Source organism: Mycoplasma sp. 4079 (assembly GCF_047785185.1).
Classification (GTDB): Bacteria; Bacillota_I; Bacilli_A; order Mycoplasmatales; family Metamycoplasmataceae; genus Mycoplasmopsis.
This window is the reverse complement of sequence record NZ_JBLNNG010000005.1, coordinates 14,720-32,657: the sequence shown is the minus strand read 5'-3', so window position 1 is coordinate 32,657 and position 17,938 is coordinate 14,720. Positions and strand designations below refer to the sequence as shown.

Annotated in this window: 8 protein-coding genes, 1 pseudogene and 1 riboswitch; all 9 genes and pseudogenes read left to right on the top strand. The window is 29.8% G+C overall.

The features are described 5' to 3' along the window. Positions 1–238: 238 nt before the first annotated feature. The gene (locus tag ACMZI9_RS01420) at positions 239–1,561 is read left to right on the top strand and encodes an aldehyde dehydrogenase family protein (protein ID WP_416099096.1); all 1,323 of its coding nucleotides are present in this window, start codon (positions 239–241) and stop codon (positions 1,559–1,561) included. A gap of 81 nt (positions 1,562–1,642) precedes the next feature. Then, positions 1,643–2,647 carry an ECF transporter S component gene (locus tag ACMZI9_RS01415; protein ID WP_416099095.1) on the top strand — a complete coding sequence of 335 codons (1,005 nt, stop codon included), beginning with the start codon at positions 1,643–1,645 and terminating at the stop codon, positions 2,645–2,647. Next, positions 2,647–5,145, top strand: coding sequence for an MAG1360 family OppF-related protein (locus ACMZI9_RS01410; RefSeq protein ID WP_416099094.1), 2,499 nt, complete (start codon positions 2,647–2,649; stop codon positions 5,143–5,145). Before ACMZI9_RS01415 ends, ACMZI9_RS01410 begins: the two co-directional genes overlap by 1 nt. 37 nt (positions 5,146–5,182) lie before the next feature. Further along, positions 5,183–5,288: riboswitch (TPP riboswitch) on the top strand. Between the two features lie 34 nt (positions 5,289–5,322). Beyond that, the gene (gene cypl, locus ACMZI9_RS01405) at positions 5,323–6,507 is read left to right on the top strand and encodes an ABC transporter thiamine pyrophosphate-binding lipoprotein p37/Cypl (protein ID WP_416099093.1); all 1,185 of its coding nucleotides are present in this window, start codon (positions 5,323–5,325) and stop codon (positions 6,505–6,507) included. 4 nt (positions 6,508–6,511) lie between these two features. Then, positions 6,512–7,270, top strand: coding sequence for an ABC transporter ATP-binding protein (locus tag ACMZI9_RS01400; protein ID WP_416099092.1), 759 nt, complete (start codon positions 6,512–6,514; stop codon positions 7,268–7,270). Between the two features lie 58 nt (positions 7,271–7,328). Next, a complete protein-coding gene (locus ACMZI9_RS01395) occupies positions 7,329–8,936 on the top strand; it encodes a hypothetical protein (RefSeq protein ID WP_416099091.1) in 1,608 nt (535 codons plus the stop codon). Between the two features lie 222 nt (positions 8,937–9,158). Further along, positions 9,159–12,821 carry a DNA-directed RNA polymerase subunit beta gene (locus tag ACMZI9_RS01390; protein ID WP_416099090.1) on the top strand — a complete coding sequence of 1,221 codons (3,663 nt, stop codon included), beginning with the start codon at positions 9,159–9,161 and terminating at the stop codon, positions 12,819–12,821. After that, a pseudogene (locus ACMZI9_RS01385) lies at positions 12,814–16,768 on the top strand (DNA-directed RNA polymerase subunit beta'); the annotation flags it as partial. The gene ACMZI9_RS01390 and the pseudogene ACMZI9_RS01385, both read left to right, overlap by 8 nt. A gap of 665 nt (positions 16,769–17,433) precedes the next feature. Then, positions 17,434–17,931: a dUTP diphosphatase gene (locus tag ACMZI9_RS01380; RefSeq protein WP_257088930.1), complete on the top strand. Its 498-nt coding sequence runs from the start codon at positions 17,434–17,436 to the stop codon at positions 17,929–17,931. Positions 17,932–17,938 lie beyond the last annotated feature (7 nt).

Genomic DNA, 17,938 nt, shown 5'->3' with positions numbered 1-17,938 from the left:
TGATGCGAAAAGAGGTATCAATTCAAAATCAGATCGTAGAGGTGCAGTTCAGCAAGTAATTATCACAAATTATGATATTTAATTAGTAAGATTATTTTCTAAATAAACAAAATGAAAAAATATTTACTTTTCTAATTTAGTTCAACCACTTTACTGAAGTGGCTTTTTAGTTTTTTACATCTTGTACGCTGTGTAAAAGCTATTTATTATGATCATAAAATAAAGTAAAATAATAGTTATGTATAAACACGAAATTAAGGAAATAAAATCAAATTTAAAAAAGCTTAAAGAAGAAATATTAAACAACAGAGAACTAATTTATGAAGCTCTCAAAAAAGATTTAAATAAAAATCCCTTAGAAGCTGAAGCCACTGAAGTAGGTCAAGTTTTAAATGAACTTAATTTATATATTAAAAAGCTAAAAAGATGATGAAAAAATAAAAGAGTAATAAACTCAATTCAGACTTTTTACAGCAAGACATACATAAAAAGCGAACCATACGGAAATGTTCTAATTGTATGTCCTTGAAATTATCCATTCAATTTATCTCTCATTCCTGTTATTAATGCAATAGGAGCAGGTAATAATGTAATATTGAAATTATCTGAATTATGTCCTAACACGAATCAAGTTGTTAAAAAGATTTTAACAAGTGTTTTCAATAGTGCACAAGTCAAAATCTATGAAAGAGACAAGGAAATAGTTGAGCAAATTTACTCTGAAAATAAGATTGATTTTATTTTCTTTACAGGTTCTGAAAAAGTTGGACAAATTTATTACAAGAAAGCTGCTGAATTATTAATTCCATGTGTATTGGAATTGGGTGGAAAATCGCCTTTTATTGTTGGATACACAGCAGATATGGAAGAAGCAGCTAACAAATTGGTTTTAGGAAAATTACTTAATGCAGGTCAAACATGCATTGCGCCTGATTATGTATTAGTGCATAAAGAGAAAAAAGAAGAGTTAATTCAGGAAATTAACAATTCATACCATTCTATTTTTAAAGAAAAAAATGCTATGAATAAGGATATTGTAAGAATTGTAAATAAGGAACATTATGATAGATTAGTTAAATTAGCGCCACAAGCTAAAAGAAATGAAGAAACATTACAATTCGATTTAAATATCTTAGAATTATCAGATAATACAACTCAGAAAGTTATGTCTGAAGAAATTTTTGGACCATTGTTGCCTATTATTACTTTTAATGAGTTAGACGATGCAGTTAAATTTGTAAATTCAAAATCTGAACCATTAACAGCTTACTTGTTCACGAGAAATGGTTATGAAATTGATAAAGTAACTAATGAAATTAAAGCTGGTTCAATAGTTATAAATGATATACTTTTACAACTACAAAATAGGCGTTTAGCATTTGGAGGTAGAGGTAAAAGTGGAATCGGTAAGTATAGAGGTAAAGCTGGTTTTGATACATTCACACACAAAAAACCTGTAATTTATAAAACACAAGTCTATAAAGAAAAGAGAACTTTAAAGATATTGCAAAATAAACCAAAAATACTCAAACTACTTCAAATTTTCAATAAATGATATTAGACATTTAGACCTACTAGATAGGTCTTTTTTATTTATTAAATTAATAATTTAATAAATAGGAATTATTATAAAATTAATAATATGAAAACAAAGGTAACAGCTAAGCTTATGTCGTCATTATCAGAGTGAGGACTATTACGTAAATGAACTATTAAGAATATGGTTTTTATAGCCATCTTGATTGCTATATCAGTTAGCTTTACCGTTGTTGCAGCTCAGTTAATGCCTATTGTTAATATTCCATCATTCAAATTCTCATTTATAGGATTACCTGTAAAAATCACAGGTTTTGTTTTTGGACCTGTCATTGGAGTTTTTGTTGGTGTTGTGTCAGATTTGTTATCGTTACTTTTTGTTCCACCTGTTGGTTATAATCCGATGTACACTCTAGCGACAGCTATTAACGGTCTTATTTCAGGTATCTTTGGACTTTACTTTGTGTCGTTTTTACAATATGCTTTCAGTAAGGAATATAGACTCGAAAGAATTTCAATTAAAATTACTTTATTAGCTCAGAAATATAGAAAGCTTTCTAAAAATGAAGCTACTATGGAAAAAGCTATTAAAGTTGGCGATAAGTTAATTAAACTTAATTCAAAAAGAGCATTCATTAGAGATGATAATTCAAAAGACATCTTAAAGAATGTTTATACCACTGCAGCAGTCTTTTTAATATCATTGGTAATTATTATAATAACTTACTATGTAGGTTTTTGAGTTCCAGATAAATATATTGAAAAAGGTTTAATTCCAAATCGTTGAGGATTACTTGCTTTAATGATTACAGGGATGTCATTATTACTTATTTTCATAATTGTCGCAAGATTCAAAATGAAGGTTGAGCGCTTCTTAATATTTGTCCCGATTATAGTGTTCTCTGCTTTCTTGGAACTTATCAATATACCAATTTTATCTCTTGGGGATAATATGAGTTTAGGAAATGGAGAAACAAAAGATATTTTCTTATGAATAACCCAACATATTATTTCCAGTCCTGTAAAGATTTGATTTAACGTTTTTGTTATTTACTATTCATATTCAATCATTATTAAGTTGATTAAGAAAAATTCAAAATTAGGATACTAATGAAAAATAAAGATCTTCAATTAACAATTTCAAATATCTTTATAAAAAAGAGTGAGGAGCAAGATAAATGGCCTTACTCTTCTATTTCTATTCCTGAAATTAAAATCTATTCTAATTCAAAAACAGCCTTCTATATTTCTAAAGATAACAAAAATTTAACTTATCAAAAAGTTAGAAACTTTGCACTTAAGGACAAGAATTCATTTTTAACCCTATATAACTACAATAAATTAATTGATGAAGCAGATAGATACGATAATACTAATGATTTCACAAATAGAAAGAAAGATTTAAATTATATTAGTGATTATTTTGATCTTCTTGATATTAGTGATGAGGATGATAACAACATTCCTTTAGTTGATATTTGACTTAGTTGTTTATCAGTTGTTAAGAACAAAGACAAACTTTTAAAAGAACAAAAAGTTTATGAGCAATTTGCTCACCCACTAAAAAACCTAACATATGGACACATAAGTGATTTCATTAGCCACTTTAGCGAACTTTCAGATAACTTCAACGGTGACTTATCACACTTTTTCAACGCTGCTAAAGAAGCGTTTGTAAAAAAAGATAAACAAAACAAAGAAGTTCAATTAGGAAACATATTTTTCATTGCAAATGAGTTTAATAAAAACTTATTTAAAATCTTTATTGACTTATTCAAAGTAGTTTCAAAAGAATTTATAGATGTCTTAAACAACGTTGAAAATAATGCATTAAGTGATAAAAAAACTAAAATTCAAGAAAGTGAATACAAACTTGAATTTATTGAAAAGATTAATAGCACAAGTATTGCAAAAGTAGAAAACGATCTCAAAATTAGAGACTTAAAGTTTGAGATTGCATTTTACAAAGAATATAAAGAACAACTCAAAGCTTATTCTCGGAAATACATTTTTGCAACTATTAAACAAATTAAAAAACAAATTAATGTTTTTGAAATTCAATCAAGAATTGCAGTCTTTAAAAGTCCTGAATATTTTGATTGTATAAAAGATATTTTAATTAAAAAACAAGAGCTAAAACTTTGAGAACAGAATTATTGAAATCTTAGATTCTTGAAGAAAGAAGATTTAGAACACCTTAAATCACAAATTGAGTCTGAAGTCAATATTTTCATCAATAAAAACTTTGGTGATATCAGAAATAAATATAAAAATACAACCGTAAGTAGGATTAAGAGTTTTATTTCTAGGGAATTTGATATCAATATCAATAGATTTATTAGTAAATCAAAAAGTAATTTTGAGTTTATTAAAAATCAAATTAGTAGCAATAAAGCAATAATTAAAACTATTCAGTCTAAACGTTTTAACTATATATCAAGTTATAAAAATGAAGTTATGGTTCATGATTTTAGTCAAACGATTCAACTCGCAAATGCTGAATTAGAGTGAGAAACAAATACTCAAGAAAGATTGTTTAAGAATCTTATTAAAAATAAAGACAGGAAGCTCCAAGAATTTAATGCAAGTTATAAAAAGATTGAAAAAATGTTAGACAAAACAGTATCTGAACTTTCTATTGTATTTAAAAATGATAATTCGGAAAACTTAACAAAAGTATTAAATAGTTTTGCTAATATTAAATTTTTAATGAAAAGCACTTGAGTTTCTAAGATGCTATCAGATTTAATTGATTTTTCTAAAACGACTGCAACACCTAAGTTTGAGTTTGTTAAAGATTTAAGTGCAATGTTTAAATTTGTTGAAACATTTGAAAACTCAGCAATCACACACCACAAGTATTTAGATAAATACAAGACTCTAGATACATTGGATAAGATCAAACTTAAAATTACAAAATTTGCATTGGATGAAATCAAGTTTTTATTCATCTCTGATGACATAAAAACAATTGCTCCTGAAGCTAGAAATGAATTCTATAGAGTTCTTTTCAAATTTGCTAATGCAAATAATATGAATATTATTATCATCACAGATGATCTTCAATTTATCAAAAATAGCTGTGATTACGTTTACTTCTTTGATGATACTCAAGTTCTTGAGTGGGGAAAGGTTTCAAAAGTATTTAACAAAACAGTTTCGCCACTTGTTCAAATGCTTATTGAAGGTAAAATTCAATCACTTAACTCTCAAACAAACTCAAGTTATGTTGAGTCATTTGTTAAAAGAAACTCATTCTCAATTGACGATAATTTAGATCATTATGTTTACTGTACTCTTAAAGAATTTCAAACCTGAACTCATGTTATTCAAACAGTTAATATAGAAAGTTCAATTGATTTAGGAGAAACTCAGACTCATACTTCATTAGTTAATCCAGATTTAGTAAGTGTATTTAATGAATCGCAAGCTTTACTTACATCGCATGGAGTAAGTGTTAGAGAGAAAAAAGACAATCCAATTTTTGAAGACTTAACTCTCTATAATGAACTTATTAATAATAAAAATTTAGCTTCAATTTCAACAACTGAAGATGATGAAAATAATGAAGAATTAGCCTTTAGTTATGATGAAGAAACAAAATTGTAAAAACAACTTTGTATTTTGATTTTTAAAGTAAAATATTAAGCAAGGACAGAGGTACTTGCTTTTATTTTTTAATCGCAGGTTGAGAAATACTCTTATTAGCTGAACTGGGTAATGCCAGCGTAGCGAGTCTTTCTTTTTCGATGTCCTTTCATTCAAAAGAAAGGATTTTTTATTTATATGAAAATAAAATCAAAAAGCTTACTATTTGGTGCAAGTTTACTTGCGCTAACAACATTACCAGCTGTTGCTGGTCAGTGTTCTTCTGCAAGAGAAGATGAAAAAGTGACTACTTATACACTTTCTCTAATCAAACCTTATGGTATTGAAAATGCAGACACTTACAAAACTGAGTTAAATAATTTATTTAATTCAGAAATTCAAAAGATTGATAAATCAATCAAACTTAACATTAAGTTAGTTGAAGATGATTCATATAATGTTGCAAAAGATGAATTATTAAAAGGTGAAACTGATTTAGCTTTCATTAATTCAGGAACATTATTAAGCAAAAAAGATGAATTCATTTCAGAAAACTTATCAGTTGCACTTCAAACATTAACAAAACAATTTAAAGGTGACATTAAAGATGCAACTTATTCAAAAGATTCAGGTGCATCTTTAATGACGATTGCAGCTTCTGAAAACATGTACTTCAAACAAAAAGACTGAGGGAATGGTTGAAATCAACCTGAGGGAGAATGAGCTGAAAGTTACTACCCTAGATTTTATTCAGATGAATTAGTACCATACCAAAGAGGGTTAATTGCAATCGTTGCAACTCGTACTATGGCTGATGAAATTATTAAAGCTTGAAAAACTAAAGATTTAGAAAAATTTGTTTCATATGGAATAGGAATTGGTAAAAGCTCATCAGGAAGCAAATACCTATTACCAGAAGCATTATTTGCTAAAAACTTTAATACAGAAACAAACAAACCATTTGTTTCACTTGATCAATTAAGAGTTACATACTCAGATAAAATAAAACAGGCTAAATTAACTGAAGCTTCAACACAAGCTAATGCTAATATTCACATTTTCTTCGATAATGAAGGTTCTTATTCATATACAAAATATAAGGATAGTAAAAAGTTTTCATACAAGGTTAATCCAGAAGTTAGACCTGGTGAAGGGGATCAACAACAAGATATTTACTTCTTGACTGTAACAGACCCATTACCATACAATGTAGGAGTTTACAGTTCAAGAGTTACTGACAAAGCTAAAAAAGCTATTAACTCAGTGTTTAAATCATTATCAGAACAAAATAAAGATATTTGAGGACCTAAAAATGGTTTCTACGGATACAAGTCAATTGATAATGAACAAACAGAATATTGAAATAAATTAAGTGAGATTTAAAAGAATGATAAAGTTTAAAGATGTAGTAATTAAATATAAAGATAATGAAAATTTTGTTCTAAAAGATCTTAATTTTACTATTCCAAAAGGCCAATTAGTTGGTCTAATCGGAAAATCAGGAGCAGGAAAATCAACAATCCTTAAATCTTTTTATGACTTTGACACTATAGCAAACGGTTCAGTCATTGTAGATGATTTAGATATTAAAAATTTAACGAAAAACCAAAAAAGAAAATATAAAAACCAAATCGAATATGTTGATCCTGATGGTTTAAATTTAGTTAATTACTCAACTTTTGATAATCTGAAATTTAATTACAAGCACTACAAAAACTTTATTTATAAGTTCTTTAAATTTATTGATAAGGAAACAAGAGATAAAATTTGAAATCTTGCTGAAAGATTACAAATTTCTAACTTGCTCCTTGAACCAATAAATAAGTTATCTAGTGGTCAAAAACAAAGAGCTCAATTATTAATCAGTTTGATTAATGAACCACAAATTTTACTTGGAGACGAGCTCACAAGTAATTTAGATAACCAAAATTCACATAATGTTATGAAACTTTTAAAAGAGTTTTCTAAAGATAGATATACGATTATCGCAATTCATGATTTGAATTTAGCAATCCAATATTGTGATAAGTTAATATCGCTTAAACGTGGAAAAGTGGATAAAGTATTTATCAAAGATGAATTTGATAAAAAACAAATAGAAAGTTATTTTGATGAACCAAACCAAGTTAACAAAATATCAAAATAAGTCCCTTTTCAAAAAGTGAATATTAATATTAGTTGCACTTATTTTATTAATAGTCTCAATGTATTATTTAGGTTTCTTTTCTCCGGTTTCGAATCCAGGTTGAAAAAGAGCTGCTAAAAATTTTACAGATATGTTTTCATTCGAGTCATATAACAAAAACTTAACTGAAAACTTATGAGAATTAAACTTTAAATACTTTATCCAGACAGTCAAAACAATAACTTGTGGTAGCATTTTGGGTTTTCTAGCAGCTTTATTTACAGGTTTTTTTGCTTCAACGAATATTCATAAACACAAATCAATACCTTTAATTATTAAAATAATTCTCTTATTGCTAAGAGCTTTTCCTGTAATTGTGTTTTTATTGATATTTAAAATTTCCTTTGACCCTTATTTAGCTGCATTTACTATTTATTTCTGATTTACTTGATTATGATTGCACAAGTACATTAATGATTTAATAGAAGCAGCTGATACTAAAAAATATTGAAATGATATTGCAAAAGGATCTTCAAAATTAAAGTCATTCTATACAAATATTGTATTAGTACTCAAAAATAAATTTTGAGTCAACTTCTTCTTATCTTATGAGTCAAACATAAGATGAGTTTCAGTTTTAGGTATTGTTGGAATAAATGGATTAGGGTTCTTTTTTGGTGATTTAAGTAAATACCAAAAAAATATAGGGATAACCTTATTCTTTATATTCTTGTTTATATTAATCAACGAAGGATTATTATTCTTCTTTAATAAAGTTTTATTTGTTAAGCCTAACATTACAATTAATTCAAAAGCAGACTTAAATAAATTCAAATATAACTGAAGAAAGTATGCTTTCTGATTTATTTTGGCTATTTACTTTGGGATATTTATTTGAAGTTTAACAGGCTTATTCCATAGTAAGGTAGACGTAAAAACATTCTCACTATTCTTTAAATCGCTATTTATTTGAGACTTCAGCGATGTTGTGAAAACTGACATTTATAAAGATTATTTATACATTTTTATGTGTGCTTATGTGGCTGTTGCTCTTGCATTTATTTTCGCAATAGCTTACTCATTTATATTGTCAGAAAACTTATTTAATTCATATCTTGTGTGATCTAACAAAACGATTTTGATAATTATCAAAATCATACCTGCAGTAATTTGATTTTATATGTTTAATCCACTGATGAAAAGTCAAGTTGCGATAACTTCAGCAATCTTAATTTCGTCATTTAGACATATGTGCAAGCAGTTTGCTGAATCAATTAACTCAATTGATAGAAGAAAAATTTCAAATATGCAAGCTCAGGGTAATTCGAAATGATTTATTTATAGAAACTTTATAATTCCACAAATTAAAAATCAAATAATTTCAACTAACTTATTTGAATATGAAAAATCATTTAGAAATGCAATTATTTATGGAGCATTTGCGAATATCAGTATTTATAAAACTATTAATAAATATCAAGAGACTCAAGAGTATTCAAAAATTGTTCCATTAATATTGCCTGCTTATGTGTTTTTAATTATGTTGGAACTTGCGTATTTAATCTTAAAAAACAAAGATAAACTCAAGTTTTATATCAATAATTCAAAGTTATGAAATTCATTCAAAAAGCAGCAAAATTTTATTCCAAAATCGCAAGATTTACTATTCTTTAAAAAAGATTTTTAACAAAATTTTTTGAGGAAATTTTACAAAATAAATTTTTAAGCCTAGCACATAGGTTTAAAAATACTAAAAAATATCTTATGATTTCACTTAAAATGCTTTAAAATACACCTTTAAAAATTACATTTTTAATGTAAAATTTATATACCTTTTATATAAATTGTACATAGAGGTGTATTTTTTTATTCTTATTGAAGGTTTATCTGCAAGAAAGGAATGACAAATATGGAACAACACAATTACAAATTACGTAAATTTGGTCCAAAAACTTGAAGAAGAGATTACTCAGTTACAAAGACTACTCTTCCACTTTTTGATATTCTTGAAACAAGTAAAGAAAGTTTCGAACTTTTTATGAGCAAAAAGATCCAAGAATGTCTTTTAGAAATTTACCCTATTGAAGCTGCTAACAGAGAAGTTAAGCTTGAATACAAAAAGGGTTCTGTTAGATTAGAATTACCTTTCAAAAAAATCACTAGTGAAAGTGAAGAAATCAAAAAAGCTAAAGCGAAGGGAATGAACTTTAGTGCAAAAGTTTTCGTTACTTTAAAGAGTGAAGTTAAAAACTCAGGTGAAATTAAAGAAGATGAAGTTTTACTTGGGGAAATTCCATACATGACAAGTGGTGGAAGTTTTATTATCAACGGTTCTGAAAAAGTTATCGTTAGTCAGTTAATTCGTTCACCAGGAGCATACTTCGGATTAGGTGTGCGTAACAAACAATCTGATGACCTTTTCAACAAATTAGAAATCTTACCTAGAATTGGTTCTTGACTTGAAGTTTCTCACAAAGTTACATCATCAACATTAGATGCAGTTAAGATTAAAATTGACAAAAACAAAAATGTTAACTTAGCTACATTCTTAGGAGCATTTGGTTTTTCACAAAAAACAATTAGAGAGTTATTTGGTGAAAACAATGAATTACTTGATGAAACACTTAAGAAAGACAAACTTATCTTAAACTCAGAATTCACATCTGAAGAATTACTTGACGCGTGTCAAGAAGAACTTTTCAGAGGTTTAAGAAAAGGTGACCGTATTTCTGAAGAAGCTAAACGTTCATTATTACCAGGAATGCTTTTTGATAAGAAACGTTACAACTTATCTGTAACAGGTCGTCATATGTTAAATGAAAAACTTTCTTTAGTTGACAGAATTACAAACACATACTTAGCTAAAGATATTTACCTTAAAGGTGCAGATGAACCTGCATTTACAAAAGGAACATTTATCGACATTAGAAAAGCTAAAGAAATTCAAAACTTATTTAACGAAGGAAAAATTTCATACGAAAGAATTCCTGGAATTGATCCAGAAATTGTTTACCACCACGTTATTAAGAACAGCAAGGTGTTAGCAAAGAGAACACACATTGTTAAAGTTTGAGTTTACCCAACTAGAAAATGAATGGAAGAAAAACCAGAACAACCTGTTTTAGTAATCGGTAACGATCCAAAATCAGTTGAGCCACACTTATTAATTTCAGATATAGTTGCTGCAATTAACTACTACTTCAACTTAACAGATGGAATTGGTAAAGACGATGATCCAGATTCATTAACAAACAAACGTATCGTTTCAGTTGGTGAATTATTAGAAGGTCAATTATCAGTTGCTTTAACAAAACTTGAAAAAGCAACTCGTGAGCGTATGGGGGCTAAAGAAGCTGACAAGGTTACACCTAAAAACGTTACAAACAACAAACTTGTAACAAACCAAATGAAACAATTCTTTAACTCATCAAAACTTTCACAATTTATGGATCAAATTAACCCATTATCAGAAGTTTCAAACAAACGTCGTGTTACATCACTTGGACCTGGAGGTCTTAACCGTGATACAGCTCAATTCGAAGTTCGTGACGTTCATGCAACTCACTACGGAAGAATTTGTGCTATTGAAACACCTGAAGGACCAAACATCGGTCTTATCTTAAACTATGCAACATATGCAAAAGTTAATGATTTAGGGTTCTTAAAAACTCCATACTACAAAGTTAACAATGGGGTTGTAGATTACAACGACATTAGATACTTAACAGCTGCTGAAGAAATTGGATACTCATTTGCTCAATCATCAGTTCACGTTGATGAAGACAACAACATTACAGATGACTTATTAACAATTAGACGTGATTACAGCTATATCATTGGTAAACCACATGAAATTGATTTCATTGAGGTTTCATCAAAACAAATTGTTTCTATAGCTGCTGCTGCTATCCCGTTCTTAGAAAACGATGATGCCAACCGTGCACTTATGGGATCAAACATGCAACGTCAAGCAGTTCCATTAATCCAAGCAGAAGCTCCATATGTTGGAACAGGTATTGAGGCAGATATTGCTAAATACTCATCATACAACTTAAGAGCTAAAGGTGATGGGGTTGTTGATTTTGTTGATGGATCAAAAATCCACGTAAAACACTTTAAAGAAGTAAAAGATCCTAAAACAGGAGAAATTACAACAAAAGAAAGCTTTGATAAATATACACTTAGAAACTTCGAAAGAAGTAACCAAGGTACATTAATTCAACAAAAGCCAATTGTTGAAGTTGGGCAAGAAATTAAAGCTGGCGACTTATTAGTTGATGGTTCTTCATTCAAAGATGGAGAAATGGCTCTTGGTAAAAACGTTCTTGTTGGATTTACAACTTGAAACGGATACAACTTTGAAGATGCTGTTATCATCAACGAAAGATTAGTTAAAGATGATGTTTATACATCAATTCATATTGAAGAACAAACAATTCAATTCAGATCATCACGTGCTGGTGACGATATCTTAACAAACGACATTCCAAACGTTTCTAAATACTCATTAAGAAACTTAGATGAAAACGGTATTGTTAAAGTTGGATCAGAAGTTTTAGCTGGTGACGTTTTAGTTGGTAGATTATCACCTAAGGGAGAAGAAAACCCATCTCAAGAAGAAAAACTTTTAATGGCTATTCTTCAACAACGTCCACAAACATCAAAAGATACATCTCTTAAAGTTAAAAATGGTCACAATGGTACTGTAATTCACGTTGAAGTTCTTTCTAGAGAAAAAGGTGATGTCTTAGAAGAAGGAATTGACAAGATTGTTAAGGTTTCTATTGCTCAAAAACGTAAAATCAAAGTTGGGGATAAGATGGCTGGTCGTCACGGAAACAAAGGGGTTATCTCAATCGTGCTTCCTGAAGAAGATATGCCATACTTAGAAGATGGAACACCACTTGATATTATGCTTAACCCTCAAGGGGTTCCTTCACGTATGAACATTGGTCAAGTTCTTGAGCTTCACTTAGGAATGGCTGCTAGAAAATTAAATGTTAAATTCGTTACTCCATCATTCGATGGTATTAAGAAGTCAGACATTGAAGCTTGTTTAGAAGAAGCTGGATTAAACAAGAGTGGAAAACAAATTTTAATCGACCCTATTACAGGTAGAAAATTTGATAAACCTATTTCTGTTGGTGTTATGTATATGCTTAAACTTAACCATATGGTTGATGACAAGATGCACGCTCGTTCAGTTGGTCCATACTCACTTATTACACAACAACCTCTTGGAGGTAAATCTCAAAACGGGGGACAAAGATTCGGGGAAATGGAAACATGAGCTATCGAATCTTATGGAGCAACAAACGTTCTTCAAGAAATCCTTACATATAAATCAGATGACATCGCTGGACGTAATGCGTTATATAGTGCATTAGTATCAGGGAAACAATTACCTACACCAGGTATTCCAGAATCATTTAACGTTCTTTCATATGAACTTAAAGGTCTTGGAATGAAACTTGAAACAACTGAAGTAGAAAACTACGACAATGATTACGATGATAGTGAACAATATCACTATGTAGATTCACATGAAACAGGGGGAGATTGATATGAATAATTCAAATTTCGATGCTAAATCAGTAGAAGATAAAATCAATAAAATTACTCTCTCACTTGCAACAGATGAAGACATTTTAAAATGATCTCACGGTGAAGTTACAAAACCTGAAACAATTAACTATAAATCATATAAACCAGAAAAAGACGGTTTATTTGATGAACTTATTTTTGGACCTACAACAGACTACAAATGTCCTGTTTGTGGTACAAAATACAAAAAAAGTGATGAAAACTCAGTATGTACTAGAACACCTGCTTGTGAAAAATACAAACCAGTTATTTTACCTAAAATAACACGTAGAAGCAGAATGGGACACATCAAATTACACAACCCTGTTGTCCACTTCTGATTCTTCAAAATCGATCACTCAATTATTGCTAAATTACTTGGACTTAGAGTTGCTGACTCTTCAAAACAAGTAACAAAAGCAGACTTAGAAAAATTAATTTACTACAAATCACACATCGTTTTAGAAGATGGTGGTTTAGAGTCATTAAAGAAAAACACAATCATTGACATTAATGAAGCTGCAAACATTTATGAAGCCGCATTAATGGAAATGTTAAAAATGTATGATAAAGATACAGATGAATACGAAGACATCGCTACAGCTTTAGATGAACTAAGAACATATGCTGAATCTAAAATTGGTAAAGACTTCGGTATTGATTTCTATCAATACAATGAAATCATTCATGAATATTCAGATGCTAAAATTGACACAGGTTCAAAAGCAATTGAATATTTATTAACTCACATTGACTTAGAAGAAGAAGCTAAAAAAGTTCAAGCTGAAATTGATTTAATTAACCAAGAAGCTGATGAGAACGGAAATCTTTCTTCAACAAAAGAACAAGAAAGAGGAAAACTTTACAAACGTTTAACAATCATCAACTCATTTATTAAATCAGGTCAACACCCAAAAAATATGTTGATTTACAACTTACCAGTTATTCCAGCTGACTTACGTCCATTAGTTCAACTTGATGGTGGAAGACACTCAACAAGTGATGTTAACGAACTTTACCGTCGTATCATTATCAGAAACAACCGTTTAGCTAAATGAAACGAAGCTGATGCTCCTATGTTAATTAAACAAAACGAGTATCGTATGATTCAAGAAGCTGTTGATGCTTTAATTGATAACAACAGAAAGAAACCTACACCAGTTACATCAAAAGATGGACACCCTCTTAAATCTATCTCTGATGCACTTGTTGGTAAAAAAGGTCGTTTCAGACAAAACCTTTTAGGAAAACGTGTTGACTATTCAGGTCGTTCAGTTATCGTTGTAGGACCAACTCTTAAAATGCACGAAGTTGGTATCCCAAGAGATATGGCTGCTAAATTATTCGAACCTTGAATTATCAAAGAATTATTAGAGAATGAAACTTCAATCACATCTGTTAAATCAGCTAAGAAAATGATTGACTCATTAAACCCAATCATTTGACCATATGTTGAAAAAGCTATTGATGGAAGACCAGTTCTTTTAAACCGTGCTCCTACATTGCACCGTTTATCAATTCAAGCATTCCAACCTGTTTTAATTAGAGGAAAAGCCATTAAATTACACCCATTAGTAACTACAGCGTTCAACGCCGACTTCGATGGGGACCAAATGGCTGTTCACGTTCCTATTTCAGATCAAGCTGTTAGAGAAGCTCGTGAATTAATGTTAGCTTCTAAAAACATCCTTGGACCAAAAGATGGAGAACCTATCATTAACCCTTCACAGGATATGATTTTAGGTCTTTACTACTTAACTATTGAAAAAGCAGGACAACCTAATGAAGGTAAAATCTTTGCTAACTATGAAGAAATGATGTTAGCTTATGAAAATGGTATTGTTAACTTACATACAAGAGTTGTGTTACCAGTTTCTGAATTAGATAAAAATTCAGTTAAATTACATACATCAAATCCTTACATTTTCTCAACAGTAGGTAAATTCATCTTAAACAAAGTGTTCCCATCAGACTTTGAATTTATCTTTGGTAAATCAATAGCAAGAAAAGAAACAGTTAATGCAGATGGTTCAATTTCAGTTTCTGAAAAAGAAAGATTAGACACATCAGAAAATGCATTAGACAAATACACAATGCCTTATGGAACAAACTTTGCTGAATATCTTAAAGATATCCCTGTTAACTTAGGATTAAACAAAAAAGACATCGCAAAAATTGTTCTTAATGTGTACAAAAAATATGTTGCCATTGTAACAATGGAAGACATCGCAGGTGTTATTGATTCTACAGATGTAAACAACTTTGAAAGTCGTTTCAATGACTGTGCTGCATTAATTGATTATGCGGGTGAACGTATTCCTACAATTCACGCAACAAACATTTCAAACTTCATTAAAGAAGAATTCGAAAGAATCAACTTCATCATTGGTACAGATGAAGAAACACATAAACTTAAGAGACAATGAAACATTAATGACTACACATTAGTGTTAGAAAGAGTTTGATTCAGATATACAAACTATGTTGCTTCTATTCTTGACAATATCAAAGAATTAGGGTTCAAATATTCGACAATATCAGGAACAACTATTTCAATGAATGATATTACAACATTAGATACAACAGCTCAAAAGATCAAAGAAGGGGAAGAATACACAGACCAATTAAAACAATTCTTCCTTGAAGGTTACTTAACAGACGATGAGCGTTACAGCTTAACAATTCAAAAATGATCACAAGTTAAAGAATCTATTGAAAAAGATCTTAAAGAAGTTACAAAATCAGATATTGACAACCCATTATTTATGATGTTCACTTCAGGGGCTCGTGGAAACTCATCTAACTTTACACAGTTAGCTGGTATGCGTGGACTTATGAGTAACAACACTAAAGTTCTTAAAGCCGATGCAGAAAACGACCGTGTTGTTCGTTCAACAATTGAAGTTCCTGTTAAATCATCATTCCTTAGTGGACTTAGTGCTTACGAATTCTATTCATCAACTCACGGGGCTCGTAAGGGACTTACAGATACAGCTCTTAACACAGCTAAATCAGGTTACTTAACACGTAGACTTGTTGATGTTGCTCAAAGTATTGTTGTTAAAGAAGTTGATTGTGGTTCAGACTTTGGATTTGTTGTAAAAGACATTAGAGATACAAAGACAAACACAGTTATTGAGTCATTACAAGAAAGAATCGAAGGAAGATTCACAAACAAACCAATTATTGACGCAAATGGTCACATTATTGTTGATGCAAATACATTAATTTCAGCTGAAATGGCTGACAAAATTGTTAACTTATACAACATTGACCAAGTTGAAATTCGTTCAGTATTATCTTGTCATACAAGAAATGGTGTTTGTGTTCACTGTTATGGAAAAGACCTTGCAACAAACCGTTTAGTTAACATCGGTGAAGCTGTTGGAGTTGTTGCTGCACAAAGTATCGGGGAACCTGGTACACAGCTTACAATGCGTACATTCCACACCGGAGGGGTTGCCGGGGTTGAAGATATTACAGGAGGATTTGGACGTCTTCTTGAACTTATCGATGCCTATGAAAAACCTTGAGGAAAACCTGCTGTTATCTCTCCTGTAACTGGAACAGTTGTTTCAATTGCGCCAGCTAGAGATAAAAACGGAAAAGAAAATGACATTATGCTTGTTGAAATTGAAACAACAAGACCAAATGGACAAAAAGAAATCGTTACAACATCAGGTAGAGTTTCTCAAAAATTACGTGTTAAAGTTGGGCAAACACTTAGACCAGGGCAAAAAATCTTTGAAGGACCAATTATTATTAATGACCTTCTTGAAGTTGCTGACACACGTGCAGTTCAAAACTACTTATTAAAAGAAATTCAAAGACTTTACCGTTTACAAGGTATTACAATTTCAGATAAGTATATTGAAATCATTATTAGACAAATGCTTTCAAAAATTATGATTACAGACCCAGGAGATTCAAAATTCTTCACAGGAAGCTTAGTAGATACATTCATCTACCAAAAAGAAAATGGAAGATTAATTGCTCAAGGACTTAAACCAGCTTATGGTCAAGTTAAAATACGTGGAGCAAAACAAACTCCTTTATTAAGTGACTCATTCTTATCAGCTGCATCATACCAAGAAACAGCTAAGATTCTTGTTAACTCATCAATCGCAGAAAGAGTTGATAACTTAGATGGTCTTAAAGAAAACATTATTTTAGGTCACAAAATTCCTGCTGGAACAAACTCAAATTACCAACTTAAAGGTAAATATGACATTCGTGACCCACGTTCATACTTCACAAACAAAATTATCTTAGATGATACACTTGAAGATGAAAATGGTAATGTATACATTTCAGAAGACTTTAACAAGTACACATCAGACTTATTAAAAGAATCTGAAAAAATGGGTGACTTAGACGAAGTTTTAAGTGACTTAGCACAAGAAAACGAAGAATTACAAAACTCATTTGAAGATTCATATGCATCTGATGATGATTATGAAGAAGACTTCGTAAACGAATAATTTGAAAATCGGAGATTCAGTTCTCTGATTTTTTTATTTAACTTCTCAAAAACTAAAAGCATAGTCTGCAAGCTATAAAAGTTTAAATATACAAACATTTATTTGTAATATAATTAGAACATGAATTTAATAAAGATATTTGAGATGCAAAAAGAATTGGATAATAAAATCAGAGAAAAAAGTTTAAGTCTTAATCCAACATTTAACAAAGAAGACTTTATAGTTCAAAAAACTCTAGCGCTTTTAATTGAAGCTGCTGAATATGTAAATGAAGTTCAAAGTTTTAAATATTGAAAATCACAAAAGAATGTAAATAAATTAGCTGTAACTGAAGAATTTGCTGATTTAATCCATTTCTTAGTTAATTTTGCTTATAAATTTGATGTTCTACCTGAAATAGAACCAAAAATAATTAACCAGGATATAAACATTCAATTCCAACATTTATTTATTTCATTAGCAAACATAATGAAAAAAGTTAATAAATCAAATATCGAACACGCGTTTCAAGTTGCATTGGGTTCATTTGTAATGTTAGGGTTTACATATGAAGATTTATATGATGCATATGTTCTTAAAAATCAAAAGAACTACGACCGTATTAAAAATAATTATTAAAAAATAA